This window comes from Flaviaestuariibacter terrae, assembly GCF_054777635.1.
Map to the genome: position 1 here is coordinate 411,071 of NZ_BAAHAL010000008.1, position 18,987 is coordinate 430,057.

13 protein-coding genes are annotated in these 18,987 nt (G+C 59.3%); 7 read left to right on the forward strand and 6 right to left on the reverse strand.

The features are described 5' to 3' along the window. Positions 1-22: 22 nt before the first annotated feature. Positions 23-1,105, reverse strand: a complete 1,083-nt coding sequence (serC, locus tag ACYU7Z_RS09870) for a 3-phosphoserine/phosphohydroxythreonine transaminase (protein WP_460569924.1) — start codon at positions 1,103-1,105, stop codon at positions 23-25. 92 nt (positions 1,106-1,197) lie between these two features. Here serC and ACYU7Z_RS09875 point away from each other — a divergent pair, with 92 nt between their 5' ends. Further along, positions 1,198-1,356 carry a hypothetical protein gene (locus tag ACYU7Z_RS09875; protein WP_460569926.1) on the forward strand — a complete coding sequence of 53 codons (159 nt, stop codon included), beginning with the start codon at positions 1,198-1,200 and terminating at the stop codon, positions 1,354-1,356. 47 nt (positions 1,357-1,403) lie between these two features. On the opposite strand, the gene ACYU7Z_RS09880 is transcribed toward ACYU7Z_RS09875, so the two are convergent. Then, the gene (locus ACYU7Z_RS09880) at positions 1,404-2,375 is read right to left on the reverse strand and encodes a zinc dependent phospholipase C family protein (RefSeq protein WP_460569928.1); all 972 of its coding nucleotides are present in this window, start codon (positions 2,373-2,375) and stop codon (positions 1,404-1,406) included. Then, positions 2,338-3,009 carry a DUF502 domain-containing protein gene (locus ACYU7Z_RS09885; RefSeq protein ID WP_460569930.1) on the reverse strand — a complete coding sequence of 224 codons (672 nt, stop codon included), beginning with the start codon at positions 3,007-3,009 and terminating at the stop codon, positions 2,338-2,340. The genes ACYU7Z_RS09880 and ACYU7Z_RS09885 overlap by 38 nt, the downstream gene beginning before the upstream one ends. A gap of 106 nt (positions 3,010-3,115) precedes the next feature. Between ACYU7Z_RS09885 and ACYU7Z_RS09890 the strand changes: the two genes are divergently transcribed. From ACYU7Z_RS09890 to ACYU7Z_RS09915, 6 genes are all read left to right on the forward strand, one after another. Beyond that, complete coding sequence (locus tag ACYU7Z_RS09890; protein ID WP_460569932.1) at positions 3,116-3,730, forward strand: TetR/AcrR family transcriptional regulator; 615 nt, start codon at positions 3,116-3,118, stop codon at positions 3,728-3,730. Between the two features lie 5 nt (positions 3,731-3,735). After that, entirely contained in the window at positions 3,736-5,130 is a 1,395-nt protein-coding gene (locus tag ACYU7Z_RS09895) for a TolC family protein (protein WP_460569934.1), read from the forward strand. Positions 5,131-5,161: 31 nt separating this feature from the next. Then, complete coding sequence (locus tag ACYU7Z_RS09900) at positions 5,162-6,310, forward strand: efflux RND transporter periplasmic adaptor subunit (RefSeq protein ID WP_460569936.1); 1,149 nt, start codon at positions 5,162-5,164, stop codon at positions 6,308-6,310. A gap of 69 nt (positions 6,311-6,379) precedes the next feature. After that, the gene (locus ACYU7Z_RS09905; RefSeq protein WP_460569938.1) at positions 6,380-9,961 is read left to right on the forward strand and encodes an efflux RND transporter permease subunit; all 3,582 of its coding nucleotides are present in this window, start codon (positions 6,380-6,382) and stop codon (positions 9,959-9,961) included. Between the two features lie 268 nt (positions 9,962-10,229). Next, the gene (locus ACYU7Z_RS09910; protein WP_460569940.1) at positions 10,230-10,928 is read left to right on the forward strand and encodes a ferritin-like domain-containing protein; all 699 of its coding nucleotides are present in this window, start codon (positions 10,230-10,232) and stop codon (positions 10,926-10,928) included. 12 nt (positions 10,929-10,940) lie between these two features. Continuing rightward, positions 10,941-11,804, forward strand: coding sequence for a ferritin-like domain-containing protein (locus ACYU7Z_RS09915; protein ID WP_460569942.1), 864 nt, complete (start codon positions 10,941-10,943; stop codon positions 11,802-11,804). A gap of 110 nt (positions 11,805-11,914) precedes the next feature. Here the strand turns inward: ACYU7Z_RS09915 and ACYU7Z_RS09920 are convergent, their stop codons facing one another. The 3 genes from ACYU7Z_RS09920 to ACYU7Z_RS09930 all read right to left on the reverse strand — a co-directional run bounded on the left by ACYU7Z_RS09920 (position 11,915) and on the right by ACYU7Z_RS09930 (position 18,800). Then, positions 11,915-12,175 carry a hypothetical protein gene (locus ACYU7Z_RS09920; RefSeq protein WP_460569944.1) on the reverse strand — a complete coding sequence of 87 codons (261 nt, stop codon included), beginning with the start codon at positions 12,173-12,175 and terminating at the stop codon, positions 11,915-11,917. A 137-nt stretch (positions 12,176-12,312) separates the two neighbouring features. Next, entirely contained in the window at positions 12,313-15,171 is a 2,859-nt protein-coding gene (locus ACYU7Z_RS09925; protein WP_460569945.1) for a M16 family metallopeptidase, read from the reverse strand. Between the two features lie 788 nt (positions 15,172-15,959). Then, on the reverse strand, positions 15,960-18,800 hold the full coding sequence (locus ACYU7Z_RS09930) for a M16 family metallopeptidase (protein WP_460569947.1): 2,841 nt from the start codon (positions 18,798-18,800) through the stop codon (positions 15,960-15,962). Positions 18,801-18,987 lie beyond the last annotated feature (187 nt).

The window sequence follows — 18,987 nt, forward strand, 5'->3', positions numbered from 1 at the left end:
GACCAGCCCATTAGCAGATTATTTACGACTTCTTCTGTGCGAACTGCTTCATCAGGTCGGTGAAGGCAACGACGCTTTCGTAGGGCAATGCATTATACAAGGAAGCGCGGAAGCCGCCGACGGAGCGGTGACCCTTCACGCCTACCATGCCTTCCTGCTTGCAGAGCGCGAGGAAGTCGGCTTCGACGGCGGGATCTTCCATCACGAAGCAAACGTTCATCCGGCTTCGGTCCTCTTTGGCTACGGTGGGCTTGAACAGCGGGATGCTGTCGATGGTATCGTAGAGCAGCTTCGCCTTGCGCTCGTTCTCCTGCTCGATGTGGGCGATGCCGCCGACAGCCTTGAGCCAGCGCAGCGTGAGGAGGCATACGTAGATGGCAAATACCGGCGGTGTGTTGAGCAGCGAGCCGGCCTCGATGTGATTGCGGTAATCCATCATCGTGGGCAGCGGGCGCGAAACCTTGCCGAGCATCTCTTTATTGACAACCACCACGTTGACACCCGCGGCGCCGATGTTCTTTTGCGCGCCGGCGTAGATAAGGCCAAACCTGGTGAAGTCGAGGCGGCGGCTCAGGATGTCGGAGCTCATGTCGGCTACCAGCGGAACACCCTTGCTGTAAAACGGCGAGAGATCCTGCCACTGCGTGCCGTAGATGGTATTGTTGGTCGTGAGATGTAAATACGCAGCCGATCCGTCGACGCTCCACTCTTTCGGCAGGTAGGTATAATTACGGTCTTTGGAGCTGCACACAACATCAACGCCGCCAAAGAGCTTTGCTTCCCTGATGGCCTTCGAAGCCCATACGCCGGTATCGGTGTAGGCCGCGCGCGCCTTTTCGTCGAGGAGGTTCATCGGCACCTGCATGAACTGCGTGGAAGCGCCACCGTGCAGAAAGAGCACCTCCTGCTCCGGGAGCAGCTGCATGTGCTCACGAAGCAGCGCCACGGCTTCATCGATCACGGCCTGGAACAGCGGTGTGCGGTGCCCGATCTCGAGGATCGAAAGCCCGGTGCCGTTGAAGTCGAGGATCGCGCGGGAGGCTTCTTCAAATACTTCTTTCGGAAGAATGGAGGGGCCGGCGTTGAAGTTATGGAGTTGTGCCACGGTCGGTTTGTTTGCGGCAAATATCCGCCTTTGTAAAAAGGAAGAAGGCGAACAGTTTCGGAAGAATAAGGCAGAACAAGTAAAAGAAGGGATTGAACCGCGAAGAAAAGAAGCAAAACAAGAAAGCCGCGAAGCGGACAGAAACGTCGTCACGGTTGGCGCTGAAGCCCATTGCACTGCAGCGAAGGCCCGAAGAAATTGCTTTGTTGCCGTCGCTGCGCGCCGGCTGCCGCGCAATGAAGTTTGTATAAGTCCTCACAAAACCTTCAAAACCCCAAAACCTTCCAAAACCTTTTTTTCAATCTTCCTGCCGCCCCTTCATGCTCCCGTTCTTCCACGCCTCCTGCAGGCGCTCAAATTCCTTTTCCTCCTCCGCCGACAGCGGCTTGTCGGTCAGCGTGCCCAGGTCCGGCTGGCCGGCATCAATCCAGGCGCTGTACCAGAACGAGGCTACGGCATAGATCGACTGCCGCATCCGGCGCTCCACCATGCCGCCGAGGCGGGCGTTGTAGGCCCGCGCATAGACCGACGAATACTGGCGTACCAGCTTGCCCTTCCGCTCCTCCCAGCTCCATTTGTTTCCTTTGAAAAGCAGGGCCAGCGCGCGTTCCGCGGCGAGCACGGTATCGGCCGCGCGGCCGCTTTCCAGCACGCGCTCCCAGATAAAGGCCGAAGCATTCGGCACATAGTCCGCATGCCCGACAACATAGCTCCAGCCCTCCGGGGCGAGTAGTTCCGGGATGCGGCTTTCCCAGAGCCCGTGGATCCCCTCCTGCCCGCTCAGCTGCCCGTTGTGATTGCTGCTGGCGTGGAGCGGCACGTGCGCGTCGGCGATGTAGTGCCCGATCTCGGCCGAGAGCTTCAGGATGCGGGCCTTGTCGCCATTCCGGAAAGCCTCGGTGAGCCGCCGCTGCACCAGGGGCACCCACCAGGGTACGATGCCGTTGGCTTCGATCGTGTCGCGGCCGTAGCGGGCCAGGGCACTGTCCCAGCGCCTTGGCAGCGAGTCGCAGGGCGGCGCGCCGTAGCGGTCGATGTCGATGTAGTGATGCGCGCCTTCGGAAGCTACGAGGTAGCGGCGCATGTCGGGGTCGACGGCATGGTCGGACAGGTAGCGGATATGCGGCTTGTAAAAGGCCAGCAGCCGCGGCGGGAGCCCGAACACCGCGTAGTAGTTGATCGTTTTGTGGGCCCAGAAGCCCCAGGAGTGCGCAGGGAGCGCGGTCAGCAGGCTAGCCCATAGCAGCAGGGCCGTTTTTCGGTAGATCATGGGGGTGTTTTTCCTCCTCCACGTGCGTTACGCCGCCGCTGATGGCAAACTTCATGGCATCCGTTGCGTTGATGTTCGACACGGGCCGCACGCGTTCCTGCGGCAGCAGGTATACGTTGCCGGCGATCGAGTACGACATCGGGATGTACACCGCCACGTAGCCCTCGAAGCCAAAGTCGCGGGCATGATCCTGCGTGATGAAGCCCACGCGCCACACGTCGGCGTCGTCGATATTGGCGAGCACGGGGCGGTTGAACTTCTTCTTCTCGCCACCGAGCGCGTCGGTGAAATCCTTGACGGTCGAATAGATAAAACGGACGCCAGGTGTTTTGCTCAGGAGCGAATCGAAGAGCGCGAACACACGGTTGCGGATAAAAAAGCTGGAGAGGTAGCCGATAAGGCAAACCACGGCGATGATGATCACGAAGCCGAGGCCGTAGTTGCGGATGACCACGCGGCCGTCTTCGCCTTTGACCACGAAAATGGGAATGAGGTTGTCGACCGAATCAACGATCCAGTACACGGCCCAGGCGGTGACGGCCACGGGCGCCATGATGAGCAGCCCCTGCAGGAAATACTGGAACAGGTTCCGGAAACGAAACCGGTCGGGCGGGGGTTTAAGACGGTCGTCCATAAAACAAAGGTAGGGCCGCAGTTCATCCGCCAAAATGGGTATTTCACCAAAAAAACCTGTTGGAAACTTTGGTAACGAAAAAAGTTTCCATAGTTTTGCGCCCGTTATGGAACCCAAAGAACGCATACTTGTTCGTGCCCACGAGCTGTTCAACCGCTACGGGATCCGATCCGTCTCCATGGACGATATCGCCGCCCAGACCGGCATGTCGAAAAAAACCCTCTACCTCTACTACGCCGACAAGGAAGAACTGGTGAGCGCCGTGTTCACCCGCATCATGGAAGAGAACAAAGAAGGCTGCTGCCAGTCGCAGGCCAGCGCCGACAATGCCATCCACGAGGTGTTCCTTGCCTTCGACCGCGTACAGGAAATGTTCAACACCATGAACCCCGCCGTACTGTTCGACATGGAAAAGTACCATGCCCCAACGTTCAGCAAGTTCAAGGCCTACCAGAACGAATTCCTCTACGGGATGATCCTGAATAACATCAGGCGCGGTATCAGCGAGGGCCTGTACCGGGAGGAGCTGGATGCGGAAATCCTGACGCGCTACCGGATCGCCAGCATGATGATGGCCTTCAACCTCGACATCTTTCCCATGAGCCGCAACAACCTGTGGCAGGTGGAATGGCAGCTGATGGAAGTATTCCTCTACGGCATTGCCACCTCGAAGGGCGAACGGCTGATCGAAAAGTATAAGAAACAACGAACCAAAAAATAGAGAAGATGACACCAAGATTCGCCGCATGGCTGCTGTTGCTGCTCCTCGGAAGCGCCTCCGGGCTGCATGCGCAGGGCCGCTACGAACTAACCGCCGCCGAGGCCGCTGCCTTTGCCAAGAAAAACAACATACAGGTCAGGAACGCCCTCCTCGATATAAAGCTCCAGGAGCAGACCAACCGGGAGATCACCGCGGCCGCCTACCCACAGGTCAACGGCAATATGGGGATCACCTACAACCCGCTGGTGCTCGCCCAGCGCTTCCCCAATTTCATTGCCCTCGGCACCTACGGCGTGCTGGCCCATGAAGGCGTGAAAGACGGCCAGGGCAACACGATCACGACGCCCAGCGACGTCGGCTTTATCGATGCCGCCTTCGGCACGAAGTGGCAGAACAACTTCGGCGTGTCGCTGCAGCAGCTGCTCTTCGAAGGCCAGGTGTTCGTAGGCCTGCAGGCCCGCCGCGCATCCATAGAGTATGCGCAGAAAGCCGCCGAGGTGACCGAGGAAAGCGTTCGCGCCAACGTATACAAGATCTATTACCAGCTGGCTGCCTCAAAGTATCAGGTGCAGATCATCGATGCCAACATCGCACGGCTGCAGAAGCTCTCTACCGATACGCGGAAGATCTACGAGGCCGGCTTCGCCGAAAAACTCGACATCGACAAGGTGACCGTGCAGCTCACCAACCTTTCGACCGAACGGCAGAAGGTGATGAACATGGTCGACAATGGCTACCTCGGGCTCAAGACGCTCCTCGGCATGTCGTACCGCGACACGCTGCTGCTGAAAGATACCGTAAGCCTGGAGCAGGTGCGCGAAGGCATCCTCGAGGCAACGGAATACAAATACGAAGACCGCAAGGATTACCAGTACCTGCAGAAGGCCATGGAGCTGCAACGCTTCAACGTGAAGCGCTACCAGCTCACCTACTTCCCCACCGTGGCCCTCACCTCCAACTACAGCCTGCTGCGCCAGGCCAACAACTTCGGCTTCGGCGGTCCGTACAACCGGGGCGCCTCGGTAGGCCTGAACGTACAGGTGCCCATCTTCGATGGCTTTGCCCGCGCCGCACGCGTGCAGAAAGCGCGCATCGAACTACAGCGCTCCGAGAACCTGCTGGAAGGCCTCAAGCAGAACATCGACAACCAGGCCGGAACCGCGCGCAACAACTTCATCAACGCGCTGGCCACCCTCGACAACCAGAAGCGCAACATGGAGCTTGCGGAAAAAGTATACAACCAGACGCGCAGGAAATACGAGATCGGCTCGGGCTCGCAGACCGAGATCACCAATGCCGACGCCGACCTCCGCGTGGCCCAGTCGAACTACTACAATGCGCTCTACGACGCCATCAACGCGCGCATCGACTTCCTGAAGGCAACCGGCAAACTTCCATAAACCAGAACCAGCACTCAATAAAAGAATTACCATGAAAAGAATCATCCCCGCAATAATTCTCCTGCTGGCGCTCGCTGCCTGCAACGGCGCCAAAAAAGACAGCAACGCTTCTGTAAACGATAAAAAAGCCGAGCTCGAAAAGCTTCGCGGCGAGCAGCAAAAGCTTGGCACCCAGATCGCGGCGCTCGAGGCGGAGATCGCAAAGGCCGACCCGTCGACAGTGGCGCCGGCCAAGCTCGTAAGCGTGCTTACGCTCGGCTCCGACAACTTCATGCACTATATCGAGCTGCAGGGCAAGGTGGAAAGCAATAACATCGCCTATGCCGCGCCGCGCAACGGTGGCGGACTCGTGAAGGCCGTGTATGTAAAGCAGGGCGACCATGTGCGCAAGGGCCAGCTGCTGCTGAAGCTCGATGACGCAGTGGCCCGCTCGCAGGTAGCCCAGGCCGAGGCCCAGCTCGCCGTTGCCCGCGATCTCTACAACCGCCAGCAGAAGCTGTGGAAGGAAGACATCGGCACCGAGGTGCAGCTAATCCAGGCGCGCAGCCAGGTGACCAACGCCGAGCGCCAGATCGCCACGCTCCGCGAAGCCGCCAACCTGAGCAACGTATATGCAGAGACAAGCGGCGTTGCCGACGAAGTGACCGTGCATGCCGGTGAAATGTTTGCCGCCAACCCGGTGGGTCCGCATATCAAGATCGTCAACAACTCCTCGCTCAAGGTTACGGCCAACATCCCCGAGAACTACCTCTCGCGTGTGAAGCAGGGAACGCCGGTACTCATTTACCTCCCCGACATCAACCGCACGATCAACAGCACGATCGCCCTCATCAGCCAGTCGATCAACGCCGACACACGCGGCTTTGTCGTAGAGGCCCATGTGCCCGCCGACCCGGCGCTGAAGCCCAACCAGGTGGTGCAGGTGAAGATCCAGGACTATAACAACGCCAACGTGGTGACGATACCGCTCAACGTGGTGCAGAGCGACGAGCAGGGCAAGTATGTATACGTGCTTGCTAAGGAAGGCGCCAAAACCCTGGCCCGCCGGCGCGCCATCAATGTGGGCGAATCGTATGGCGAGCGCATCGAGGTGAAGAGCGGTCTTTCCGCCGGCGACCAGCTGATCACGGAAGGCTACCAGGACCTCTATGAAGGACAGGTGATCGCGATTGCAAAATAGCACGGTGAATGGTGACTGCTTCATTCCAGGCGCCCGGTTCACTATTGACCATTGACCAAAAAGATTCGTATGAAAAAGATAAAAGAAGGCTTCGGAAAGCACTTCAAGCAGTTCGGGCCGACCAGCTGGGCTGTCGACAACCGCACCGTGATCTACATCCTGGCGCTCCTTATCTCGGGCTACGGGCTGTACAAGTTCAACACGATGCCGAAGGAGCAGTTCCCCGACATCGTTGTACCTACCATCTCGGTGGTGACCGTGTACGTAGGCAACTCGCCCAAGGATATTGAAAACCTCGTAACCCGCCCCATCGAGAAGCAGATCAAATCGATCTCGGGTGCCAAGGTCAACAAGGTCAACTCCGTGTCGCAGCAGGATTACTCGTTGATCACGGTGGAGTTCGAGACCGACGTCAAGACCGATATCGCGAAGCAGAAGGTGAAAGACGCCGTAGACAAGGCCCGCAGCGACCTGCCCACGGACCTAACGCAGGAGCCCGACGTACAGGAGTTCGCCTTCTCGGAGATGCCGATCATGTTCCTCAACATCTCGGGCAACTACGACCCGGTGAAGCTGAAGAAGTTTGCCGACGACATCCAGGACCGCGTGGAGGAGCTCAAGGAAATTACCCGCGCCGACATCGTGGGCGCGCCGGAGCGCGAGGTGCAGATCAATGTTGACCCGTACAAGGCGCAGGTGGCCAAGATCACCTTCAACGATATCGCCAATGCCGTGAGCTATGAGAACCGCGACATCTCGGGCGGACAGATCGAGGTGGGAAGCATGAAGCGCACGCTCCGCGTGAAGGGCCAGTTTATCACGGCCCGCGACATGCAGAACATCGTGGTGAAGAACATCCAGGGCGCGCCGATCTACCTCCGCGACATCGCCGAAGTGCGCGATACGAGCAAGGAGAAAGAAAGCTATGCCCGCCTCGACGGCAAGCCGGTGATCACCATCAACATCGTGAAGCGCTCGGGAGAAAACCTCATCGACGCCGCCGACCACGTGAAAGAAGCGATCGCCGACATGCAGAAAAAAGGCGAGCTGCCGCCCGACCTCCGCGCCGTATTCACCGGCGACATGAGCAAGCAGACCAAGACCTCCTTCAACGACCTTGTCAATACCATCATCATCGGCTTTATCCTCGTGCTCGTGGTGCTGATGTTCTTCATGGGCGTCACCAACGCGTTCTTCGTGGCGCTGTCGGTACCGCTTTCGGTATTCGTGGCCTTTCTCTTCCTGCCCGTGGCCGACTGGATCGTGGGCACCAACGTTACGCTCAACTTCATCGTATTGTTTGCGCTGCTCTTCGGGCTGGGCATCATCGTGGACGACGCCATCGTGGTGATCGAAAACACGCACCGGATCTATGCCAACGGCAAAGTACCCATCGTGCGCTCGGCGAAGGAAGCGGCAGGCGAAGTGTTCATCCCGGTACTCGCGGGTACGCTTACCACGCTGGCGCCCTTCTTCCCGCTGCTGGCCTGGAAGGGGCTGATCGGCAAGTTCATGATCTACCTGCCCACGATGCTGATTCTCACGCTCGCAGCTTCGCTGATCGTGGCCTTCATCTTCAACCCGGTATTCGCGGTGAGCTTCATGAAGCCCGAGGGCAAGGAGTACGAAACACCCAAGCGCGCGCTGTTCCGCAGCCCCTGGTTCTGGACGGCGATCGGCTTCGGCGTATTGCTGCACCTCTTCGGCTTCCACGGCTCCGCCAACTTCCTGCTGTTCCTGGCGCTGCTGTCGGTGCTCAACGTGTTTGTGCTGCGCGATGTCATTTACTACTTCCAGCATACGGCACTTCCGCGCCTCATGAACCGCTACGAGAAGCTGCTGCGCTGGGTGCTGGTGGGCCGCCGCCCGGCCTGGCTGCTCGTGAGCCTGTTTCTCCTCTTCCCGGTGTCGGTAGCGATGCTGGTGGCCCGCGGCAACGGCTCTACCTTCTTCCCGAGCGGCGATCCGCACTTCGTTTATGTATACCTCAAGATGCCCGTGGGCACCGATATCAAAACAACCGACTCGGTAACGCAGCTCCTCGAGCGCCGCGTATATAATGTGCTGGCGAAGGAAAAGCCCGGCACGCCCGGCTCGCTGGTCGAAAGCATCATCGCCAACGTGGCGGTGAGCGCCAACAACCCGCGCGACAACAACCGCTCCGTGCAGCCCAACCTGGGCCGCGTGCAGGTATCGTTTGTTGAATTCGAGCAACGCCACGGCAAGAGCACGAAGCCGTACCTCGATGCCGTGCGGCAGGCGGTGCAGGGAATCCCCGGCACGCAGGTGACCGTGAACCAGGAAGACAATGGCCCGCCGACCGAGGCACCCGTGAACGTGGAAGTGATCGGCGACAACTTTGACCACATAGCCAAGGTGGCCACCGACATCAAAAACTTCATCGACACCAACCGCGTGGAAGGCATCGAGCGGCTCACCACCGACGTTGACCTCAACAACCCCGAGATCACCGTCACCGTCGACCGCGAGAAGGCCCTCTTCGAAGGCATCTCGACGGCGCAGGTGGGCATGGAGCTGCGTACGGCGGTATTCGGCCGCGAGGTAAGCAAGCTGAAGGAAGGCGAGGATGAATACAAGATCCAGCTTCGCTACAACGACCTCGTGCGCAACAACATCACCGACCTGATGAGCATGCGGATCACATTCCGCGACTTCAACACGATGGCCATCAAGCAGGTGCCGCTGAGCGCCATCGCCCACATCGACTATACCAATACATCGGGAGGCGTGCGCCGCAAGAACCTGAAGCGCACCATCCAGCTGCAGTCGAACGTGCTCGATGAAAAGCAAACGCAGAAGATCAACGACGCGCTCGGCCTGAAGCTTGCGCAATTCAAGCAGCGCTACCCGATACCGCCCGACGTAACGGTGCGCCAGACCGGCGTGAGCGAGCAGCAGCTCGAGACAGGCAAGTTCCTCGTGGGCGCGCTTATTACAGCCCTGCTCCTCATCTTCCTGATCCTCGTGATGCAGTTCAACTCGATGTCGAAGCCCTTCATTGTACTCACGGAGATCTTCTTCTCCATCATCGGGGTACTCATCGGCTACGCCGTTACCGGTATGACGATCGCTACGATCATGCTCGGTGTGGGCGTGGTTGGCCTGGCGGGTATCGTGGTCAAGAACGGCATCCTGCTGATCGAGTTCACCGACGAGCTCCGTGGGCGCGGTATGCGCACCCGCGAGGCGGCGATCCAGGCGGGCAAGATCCGGATCATCCCGGTGCTGCTGACGGCGCTGGCCACCATGCTGGGGCTGCTGCCGCTGGCCGTGGGCTTCAACATCGACTTTGTCGGCGCGTTCCAGCACCTGCGTCCGAATATCTTCTTCGGTGGCGACAGCGTGGTGTTCTGGGGACCGCTTTCCTGGACAATCATCTTCGGCCTTATCTTCGCCTTCTTCCTGACGCTGGTGATGGTGCCCAGCATGTACCTCATCTCGGAGCGTCTCCGCCGCCCGATGGAGCATTTCTACGGCACCAAGTTCGTTGCCCTGCTGGGCTTCCTCGGTCCGTTGTTCTTCCTCACGGTAGGCCTGATGTTCCTGGTGCGCCGGATCCAGGGCCGGAGAGTATGGCTCGGCCAGCAACGTACCGTTGCCGCCAAAAAAGAATTGGTGAGTGAAGTATAAGGATGGATATCTCTCTTAGTATGGCAGCGGCCCCGCTTCGGCGGGGCCGCTTATTTTATGCGGAAGCCGCTACGCACATCGCCCGGGTGCGGGCCCCAGCCGTCCATGCAAACCGGCGGCCCTCACTTCGATCGTTAAACGAAAAGGAGGTGATGGGGCGGAGTATGGTAATTGTCAGGTTTTAGGTGCGAATACCCAAACCAAATGTTTCGCATTCCCGTACCTCACTCAGAAACACTTTTTTAAAACCCCTTTAAACATACGAAGTATGGATGAGCAACAAACGGCCCCCGGGCCGGCAGGCACCCCTTTGCACAAGCCGATTCCGCGCCGCAAGTTCCTGCTGTTTACCGGCGCTGCAGCCGCCACGATGGTACTCGGCCAGGCATGCAAGAAAGATAGCGATCCCGTGATGAGCGACAACGCCGTTAACCTCGGCAGCGGCGACACCGGCGTACTCAACTACGCCTACGCCCTCGAGCAGCTCGAAGCCGCGTTTTATACGCAGGTGATGCTGACGCCCTTCTCGGGTATGACCGCGATGGAAACGGAGTACCTCCGCGACATCCGCGACCATGAGATCGCGCACCGCGACTTCTTCAAATCGGCGCTCGGCTCCAATGCCATTCAGAACCTGGAGGTCAATTTCACGAGCATCAACTTCAGCAACCGCGACTCCGTGCTGGCTACGGCAAAAGCATTCGAAGACCTCGGCGTGTCGGCCTACAACGGCGCGGGCAAGCTGCTCACGAGTGCCGACTACCTGACGCTGGCCGGTAAGATCGTATCCGTCGAAGCCCGTCACGCCGCGCTGATCCGCGACCTGATCAGCAACGGCTCCTTCGCCAACAGCGAGGTGATCGACGGCAACGGCCTCGACAAGTCGCGCACGCCCGCCGAAGTGCTGGCCATCGCAGGTGCCTACCTCCGCACGCCGGTCAATGCCAATAACCTTCCCACTAACTAAAACAAGATTTCCATGAACCTCCAGAATATTTTCAACGAGATCGAAAAAGTGGATCCCGAGGTGTATGACCGCGTCGACACGCGCCGCAACATCATGCAGCGCTTCGGCACGATCGGCAAAACGCTTGCGCTCGCAGCGATTCCCACCGCACTGGGCAGCCTCCTCAGCAAGGCCTATGGCCAGAGCACGACGGCGATCGTTGATGTGCTCAACTTCGCGCTGAAGCTCGAATACCTCGAAGCCGAATTCTATACACGCGGCGTTGCGGCCTCGGGTCTTATCCCGGCAGGCGCTGCCACCGGCGCGCTCACAACGATCCGCGACCATGAGAATGCCCACGTGGCCTTCCTCCGCACCGCCATCACGCAGCTTGGCGGCATGCCCATCGCCCGCCCCAACTTCGACTTCTCGGCCGGCGGCGGCACCGGCACGGGCCCGCTGGGCAACAACACGTTCACCAACTACGGCGTGTTCCTGGCCGTTGCGCAAACCTTTGAGGACACCGGTGTACGCGCCTACAAAGGCCAGGCGCCGAACCTGATCAGCAACAACGATGTACTGACCGCCGCGCTCAACATCCATTCGGTGGAAGCCCGCCACGCATCGCATATCCGCCAGATGCGCCGCGCCAGCGGTACTCTTGCAGCCGGCCAGGTAAAACCCTGGATCACGCTCAACCAAAGCAATATCGACACCGGCAACGCGAGCCTCAACTCGGCGATCCAGGCGTCGTACAACGGCGAAGAGGTGACCACGCAGGCAGGGGTCAACATCGTTACCAGCAGCATCAGCGCCGACCGCGCCTCCGAGGCCTTCGACGAGCCGCTGACGATGCAGCAGGTCGTTACGATCGTGACGCCGTTCTTCGCGCCCTAAGGCAGTTATTTCCGTTCATAAGTGAAAGCGGTTCCGCCCCGGCGGACCGCTTTTTTGATGTCGGATCGCGGATGTCGGATCGCGGATGTCAGATCTAAGATCTGAGATCGTCATGTTGCCTTGCCTTTCCGGTCCCAGTGATCCTTGACCAGGTTGCCGTCGGCGTCCCATTTGAGGGTGCGCGCGAAGCGGTCGCCGCGGATGCTTCCATGCGGGTCGGCCCTGCCCACGAAAGCCTGCACCGCGTGGCCCTCCTCGTTGGTCGTTACCAGGATGTCGTAGCCCGCCACCTTCAGCTGCCTTGTTTCCGCGGGGGCAAATTTCTTATTCAGCGCTTTCAGCAGGCGCTCGCCAAGTTTCATGTGCTTCATCGGGACAACCCCGACAAAAAGAATGCCTCCTGTCGGGAAAACGGCAATCGGTAATCGGCAATAAAAAAGCCGCCCCTTTCGGAGCGGCTTTTGTCGTTCGGTATGTAAGCCCCTCCTTCGGAGGGGTTTGGGGAGGCTTAGAACTCTTTCTTCTCACCAACACGCTTGCCGTCGGCGTCGAGCTCGATCACTTCGTAACCGAGTTTCTTCACTTTCTCCAGCACCTTGGCCTTGTCGCCAACCAGCAGGATGTTGAGCTTCTGCGGCTGGATCATACGCTGGGCCACACGGGCGAGGTCTTCGCGGGTGATGTTCTTGAGGATCTTGTTCTGCTGCTCGGTGTAGTTGCCGGGCAGGTTGTACTCGAGCACGCGGCTGATGAACTGGGCTTTCTGGGCCGGTGTTTCATAGCGGAGGGCGTCGAACTGGCCGATGGCATCTTTCATGAAGGCAACTTCCTCGGCATTGGGGCCGCCGGCTACGTAGCCGTTCACGTCTTTCATGATCTCGAACAGCGCGCTGTCGGTAGCGTCGGCACGGATGCCCGATGCAAAGCGGAACTCACCACCAACCTGGTTGCCGGTGAAGGAGGAGTTGGCACCATAGGTCCAGCCCTTGTCTTCGCGGAGGTTCAGGTTGAGACGGCTGTTGAAGTTGCCGCCGAGGGCGTAGTTGGCCAGCACTGCGCGGTAGTAGTCGCCGGTGGCGTCCCACTTCAGGCCGGTGGCATAACCCACGCGGAACTCTGTCTGGGCACCCTTCGGCACATCCACCATATACACCTTCGTCTTGTCGACAGCCGGTGCGGGATCAACCTTGGCGAGGACCACTTTCTTGTTGGGCAGGTTCTTCAGGAAAGCCATGTCGGCTTCCACTTCGGGCTGCTTGATATCGCCAACGACCACAAGGCGTGCGCCCTGCGAGGTCATGTAGTTGTTGTAATAATCCTGGATGTCTTTCAGCTCGATGTTCTTCACCGTTTCCTCGGTGCCGTTCTGGCTGATGCCGAGAATATGGTTGGCACCGTAGTTCACCTTCGCAAACACGGCGTCGGCGATGGCGGCGGGCTGCGACTTCATTTGCTTGAAGGCCTGCAGGCGCTGGTTCTTGAGGCGGTTGAAGGCAGCCTCGGTGAAGTTGGGGCTGAAGATGCGCTCCTGCATCAGGGCGAGCACCGGTGTGAGGTTCTTCTTCAGGCTTTGCACCGTGATGGTGATGCCGTTGAGACCGCTCGAAACGTTGACCGACGCACCCAGCTTGGCCAGCTCCTGGCTGATCTGCTCGGCTGTGTGGTTCTTCGTGTCTTCGTTCATCATGGCGGCGAACATGCTGGCAACACCTGCCTTCGACAGGTCGTTGGCCGAAGCGAGGTGGCCACCGGGGATGAAGAGCGATACAACTACGGTCGGCACTTCACTGTTTTCGGTACCGATCATGCGGAGCCCGTTGGCGCCGTCCTTCTTCCAGAAGGCGGGCACTTTCACCACAGGCGCGGGGCCGGCAGCGGGGATCTTGGAGCGGTCGAAGTTGTCTTTGGCCTTGTTGTATTTCAGACCGGCATAGCCGTAGTCGGGCTTGTTGTAGTTGCTGGAGTCGATCTTGTAGTTCGGCTCGGCGGCAACCAGTTGCTCCTGGCCTTTGGGCACCACGCTCAGGATAACGGCGCCTTTACCTTTCACGTATTGGTTGTATACGCGGAGCACATCTTCCTTCTTGAGGGCGCGGATCTCGGCGAGCTCTTCGGCGATCTTGTTGGGATTGCCGGTGAAGGTCTGGTAGGAAGCGAGGCGGCTTACCTTACCCGATACGCTCTGGAGGCCGTTGATCATCTGGGCTTCGGTGCTGCCTTTGAACTTGGCGATGTCTTCGTCGGTTACACCGCGTACTTCGAACGAATCGAAGGCGGCGCGGAGAAGCTTTTCCATGTCGCCGAGGCTTTTGCCGGCGGCGGGCACGAGGTCGAACTCAAATTCACCGGCCAGCTCGGAATTGCTCTGGAAGGCCGTGGCGTTGAGGGCCAGTTGCTTCTTGACGGCGATCTGGTACAGCACCGAGTTCTTGCCCTGGCCGAGGATCTCGGCGAGGCAATCGAGGGCCACCATATCCGAGTGGTAGTTGGGCACCGTCGGCAGCGTGTAGTACAGGCGGGGCAGGCGGGCGTAGTTGTCGACCATCGTTACATAACGGTCTTTGTCGATCACTACGGCGGGCACCTTTACCGGTGTTACTTCGGGGCCGCGGGGGATGGAGCCGAAGTACTTCTCTACGAGCTTCACCACGTCGGCCGGCTTTACGTCGCCGCCAACCGAAACGGTGGCGTTGTTGGGGCCGTACCAGCGGAGGAAGAAGTTCTTGAGGTCATTGGCATCGGAGCGGTTGAGGTCCTCGAGGTAGCCGATGGTCATCCAGCTGTAGGGGTGGCCATAGGGATAGAGGTTGCGGGAGGTCGTCTCGTTGGCGAGGCCATAGGGACGGTTGTCGTAGTTCTGGCCGCGCTCGTTCTTCACGGTGGAGCGCTGTACCTCGAACTTCTTCTGCGTTACGGCGTCGATGAGGAAGCCCATACGGTCGGCTTCGAGCCACAGCATTTTTTCCAGCTGGTTCGACGGAACCGTTTCGAAGTAATTCGTGCGGTCCTGGTTGGTGGTACCGTTGAGGGTGCCGCCGGCGGCCTGTACGAGCTTGAAGTGCTGCTCGTCGGCTACGTGGTCGGAGCCCTGGAACATCATGTGCTCGAAGAAGTGGGCAAAGCCCGACTTGCCGATCTCCTCGCGGGCGGAGCCCACGTGGTAGGTAACGTCCACGTGCACCACGGGGTCGCTGTGGTCTTCGTGCACCAGCACGGTCAGACCGTTGGGCAGCACGTACTTCTCATAAGGAATGACAAGCTCGGAGCCTGTCTTGGTGACCTTCTCCACCAGTTTCGCCTGTCCGCGTACCGCCCCGGCAAAGAGCAGCATCGAACCGGCCAGCACCAGTACATTGCGTTTGATCATTATCAAAGGGATTTTAGTTTTGATATAAGGGCTGTAAATTACTGTTTTCCGTCCGGCCGGGCTTACCACTTATCAAGGAAAATCGGCATTTGTTAAAAAAATACAAAGGAGGCGCAAGCGGCCGCCTGGGAATAGGGCGGCGCGATGAAGACTAGGCGCAGCAATCCCGGCCACCTCCAAACGGATGTGACGATATCAACCTGTCTCGTGGATCCGCGCTGCAGGCGGTTGTGACCTGACGATGCGTGTGCGAAGCAGGATCCCCGCGGCTGGCGAGAATGAAGATGGCTAAGTTGCCTCAACGCGCGGGATCCCGGCCGCAGGCGAGAATGAAAGATCGCTAAGTTGCCTCAACCCCCGGAGTCGGCCGCAGGTGGTTGTGACCTCACGATGCCTGTGGGAAGCAGGATCCCGGCCGCAGGCGATTGTGGCCTGACGATGCCTGTGCGAAGCAGGCTCCGCGCCGCAGGCGAGAATGAAAGATCGCGAAGTTGCCTCAACGCGCAGGATCCCGGCCGCAGGCGGCCGGGATGACGATGCGGAGGCAACACGCGCCTGAGCCCCATACAATCTGCATCGCAGCCCGAAGCCTTTGCGAATGGGGCCCCGCGAATCATGGCCGCCTTCACGCTCCAGCCACGTTGAACCCGTGACGGCAGCGAGGCTGCAGCCGACATAGCGATACGCTCGGGATGACGGATAAATGGGAAAGGCCGCCCTTCCGGCACGGCCCTTCCTCATTCCTTGTTCCTTGTTCCTTGTTCTGCTGTTCTCCTGTTATGCTGTTCTCAAAACTCCTTCTTCTCCCCTACGCGCTTGCCATCGGCATCGAGCTCGATGACATCGTAGCCAAGCTTCTTCACCTTCTCCAATACCTGCGCCTTGTCGCCCACAAGCAGGATGTTGAGCTTCTGCGGCTGGATGCGCTGCTGCGTCACGCGTTGGATATCGGCGCGCGTAATGGTATTGAGGATGCGGTTCTGCTGCTCGGCATAATTCGCCGGGAGGTTGTATTCGAGGAGGCGGCTGATGAACTCCAGCTTCTGGGCGGGTGTTTCATAGCGCATCGCGTCGGCCTGGCCCACGGCGTCGCGCATAAAGGCCAGCTCGGCATCGTTGGGACCGTTGGCCACGTACTCATTCACGTCCTTCATTAGCTCGAGCAGCGCGCTGTCGGTGGCGTCGGCACGGATGCCCGAGGCGAAGCGGAAGTCGCCGCCATAGGGATTGCCGCTGAAGCGCGAGCTGGCGCCGTAGGTCCAGCCCTTGTCTTCGCGGAGGTTCTGGTTGAGACGGCTGCTGAAGTTGCCGCCCAGTGTGTAGTTGGCGAGCACGGAGCGGTAGTAGTCGCCCGTGGCGTCCCACTTCATACCGGTGGCATAGCCCACGCGGAACTCGGTCTGCGCGCCCTTCGGCACATCCACCAGGTATACCTGCGTCTTGGCAACGGCGGGTGCGGCCGTCACAGCGGGCAATGTTACTTTCTTGTTGGGAAGGTTCTTCAGGAACGCCAGCTTGCTTTCCACTTCGGGTTGCCGGATATCGCCAACCACCACAAGGCGTGCGCCCTGCGAGGTCATGTAGTTATTGTAGTAATCCTGGATGTCTTTCAGCTCGATGTTCTTCACCGTTTCCTCGGTACCGTTCTGGCTGATGCCGAAGATATGGTCGGGTCCGTAGTTGAGTCGGGCAAACACGGCATCTGCCACGGCCGCGGGCTGCGACTTCATCTGCTTGAAACCCTGCAGGCGCTGGTTCTTGATGCGGTTGAAGGCAGCTTCCGTAAAGCTCGGGCTGAAGAGGCGCTCCTGCATCAGGGCCAGCACGGGATCGATGTTCTTCTTCAGGCTTTGTACCGTTATCGTAACGCCGTTGAGGCCGCTCGACACGGAGATCGAAGCGCCAAGACGCGCAAGCTCCTGGCTGACCTGCTCGGCGCTGTGGTCTTTGGTATCCTCGTTCATCATGGCGGCAAAGAGGCTCGCGAGACCAGCCTTCGATTTATCGTTGGCCGATGCCATGTGCCCGCCGGGGATGAACAGCGAAATGGCCACTGTCGGTGTTTCGTCGTTGAAGGTGCCGATGCTGCGGAGGCCGCCGGCCCAGTCCTTCTTCCAGAAGGCGGGTGCTTTCACGGGCGGCACGGTACCTGCGGCCGGGAGCTTGCCGCGGTCGAAGCTTTCATGCGCCTTTATGTATTTGAGCCCGCCATAACCGAAGTCGGGCTTATCGTATTGGCTCGAGTCGATCTTGAAGTTGGGCTCGTGCGCCACCAGCCCCTCCTGTCCTTTGGGCACCACGCTGAGCCACACGGCGCCTTTACCTTTCACATACTGGTTGTATACGCGGAGCACGTCTTCCTTTTTGAGCGCGCGGATCTCGGCGAGCTCGCCGGCGATCTTGTTGGGGTTGCCGGTGAAGGTCTGGTAGGCGGCCAGCTGCGTCACCTTGCCCGATACGCTTTGCAGCCCGTTGATCAACTGGGCTTCCTGCGCGCCCTTGAACTTGGCGATGTCCTCATCGCGCACACCGCGCACTTCGAAGGAGTCAAGCGCGGCGCGCAGCAGCTTCTCCATGTCGGCGAGCGTTTTACCGGCTGCAGGTACCACGTCGAAGGCGAAGATGCCGGCCAGCTCGGAGTTGTTCTGGAAAGCCGAAGCCTGCAGCGCCAGCTGCTTTTTCACCATCGTCTGGTACAGCACCGAGTTCTTGCCCTGGCCGAGGATCTCGGCGAGGCAGTCGAGCGCCACCATGTCGGGGTGGTAGAGCGGCACCGTGGGCTGCGTTACATAGAGGCGCGGCAGGCGGGCGTAGTTGTCGACATGCGTTACATACCGATCGCCGGACAACTGCACCGAGGGCACCTTTACGGGCGACACTTCGGGGCCGCGGGGGATGGCGCCGAAATATTTCTCCACGAGCTTGAGCACGTCGGCAGGCTTTACGTCGCCGCCGATGGTCAGCGTGGCGTTGTTGGGGCCGTACCAGCGCAGGAAGAAATTCTTGAGGTCTTCGGCGTTGGAGCGGTTCAGGTCTTCGAGGTAGCCGATGGTCATCCACGAATAAGGATGTCCATAGGGATACAGGTTCTTGGAGATGACCTCGTAGGCAAGGCCATAGGGCGCATTGTCGTAGCGCTGCCCACGCTCGTTCTTTACGGTGGCGCGCTGCACTTCGAAACGCTTCTGCGTCACGGCGTCGAGCAGGAAACCCATGCGGTCCGATTCGAGGAAGATCGCCTGCTCCAGCTTATTGGGCGGGATCGTTTCGTAGTAGTTGGTACGGTCGGTATTGGTCGATCCGTTGTTGTTGGGAAGCAGCTTGTCGAACGTGCCCTTCGGCGCATGCTCCGACCCTTCGAACATCATGTGCTCGAAGAAGTGTGCGAATCCGCTCTTGCCGATCTCCTCGCGCGAGGAGCCGACATGGTAGGTCATGTCGACGTGCACCACGGGGTCGCTGTGGTCTTCGTGCACCAGCAGCGTGAGCCCGTTGGGGAGCACGTACTTCTCATAAGGAATGACAAGCTCGGATCCTTGCCGGGTTACTTTCTCAACGAGGCGGGCCTGGCTGTGGGCCGCAGCAACAAGGAGCAGCGAGCCGGCCAGTATCCAAACAGTACGTTTCATAACCATGAAAGTTTTAGTGGGAGTAAGAAGGGAGTAAAATACGCCATTCGGCACGGACGCGCGTACCGGCCATCCCGGAAATAACCCGGAAACCCTCGTTGGCAATGCGAAAAGCAGGGTTGACACAATTAACAAAAACGCGTTGGCGGAGATTGTAATTTCACGCCCACTGCCCCCTTCGGCCGCG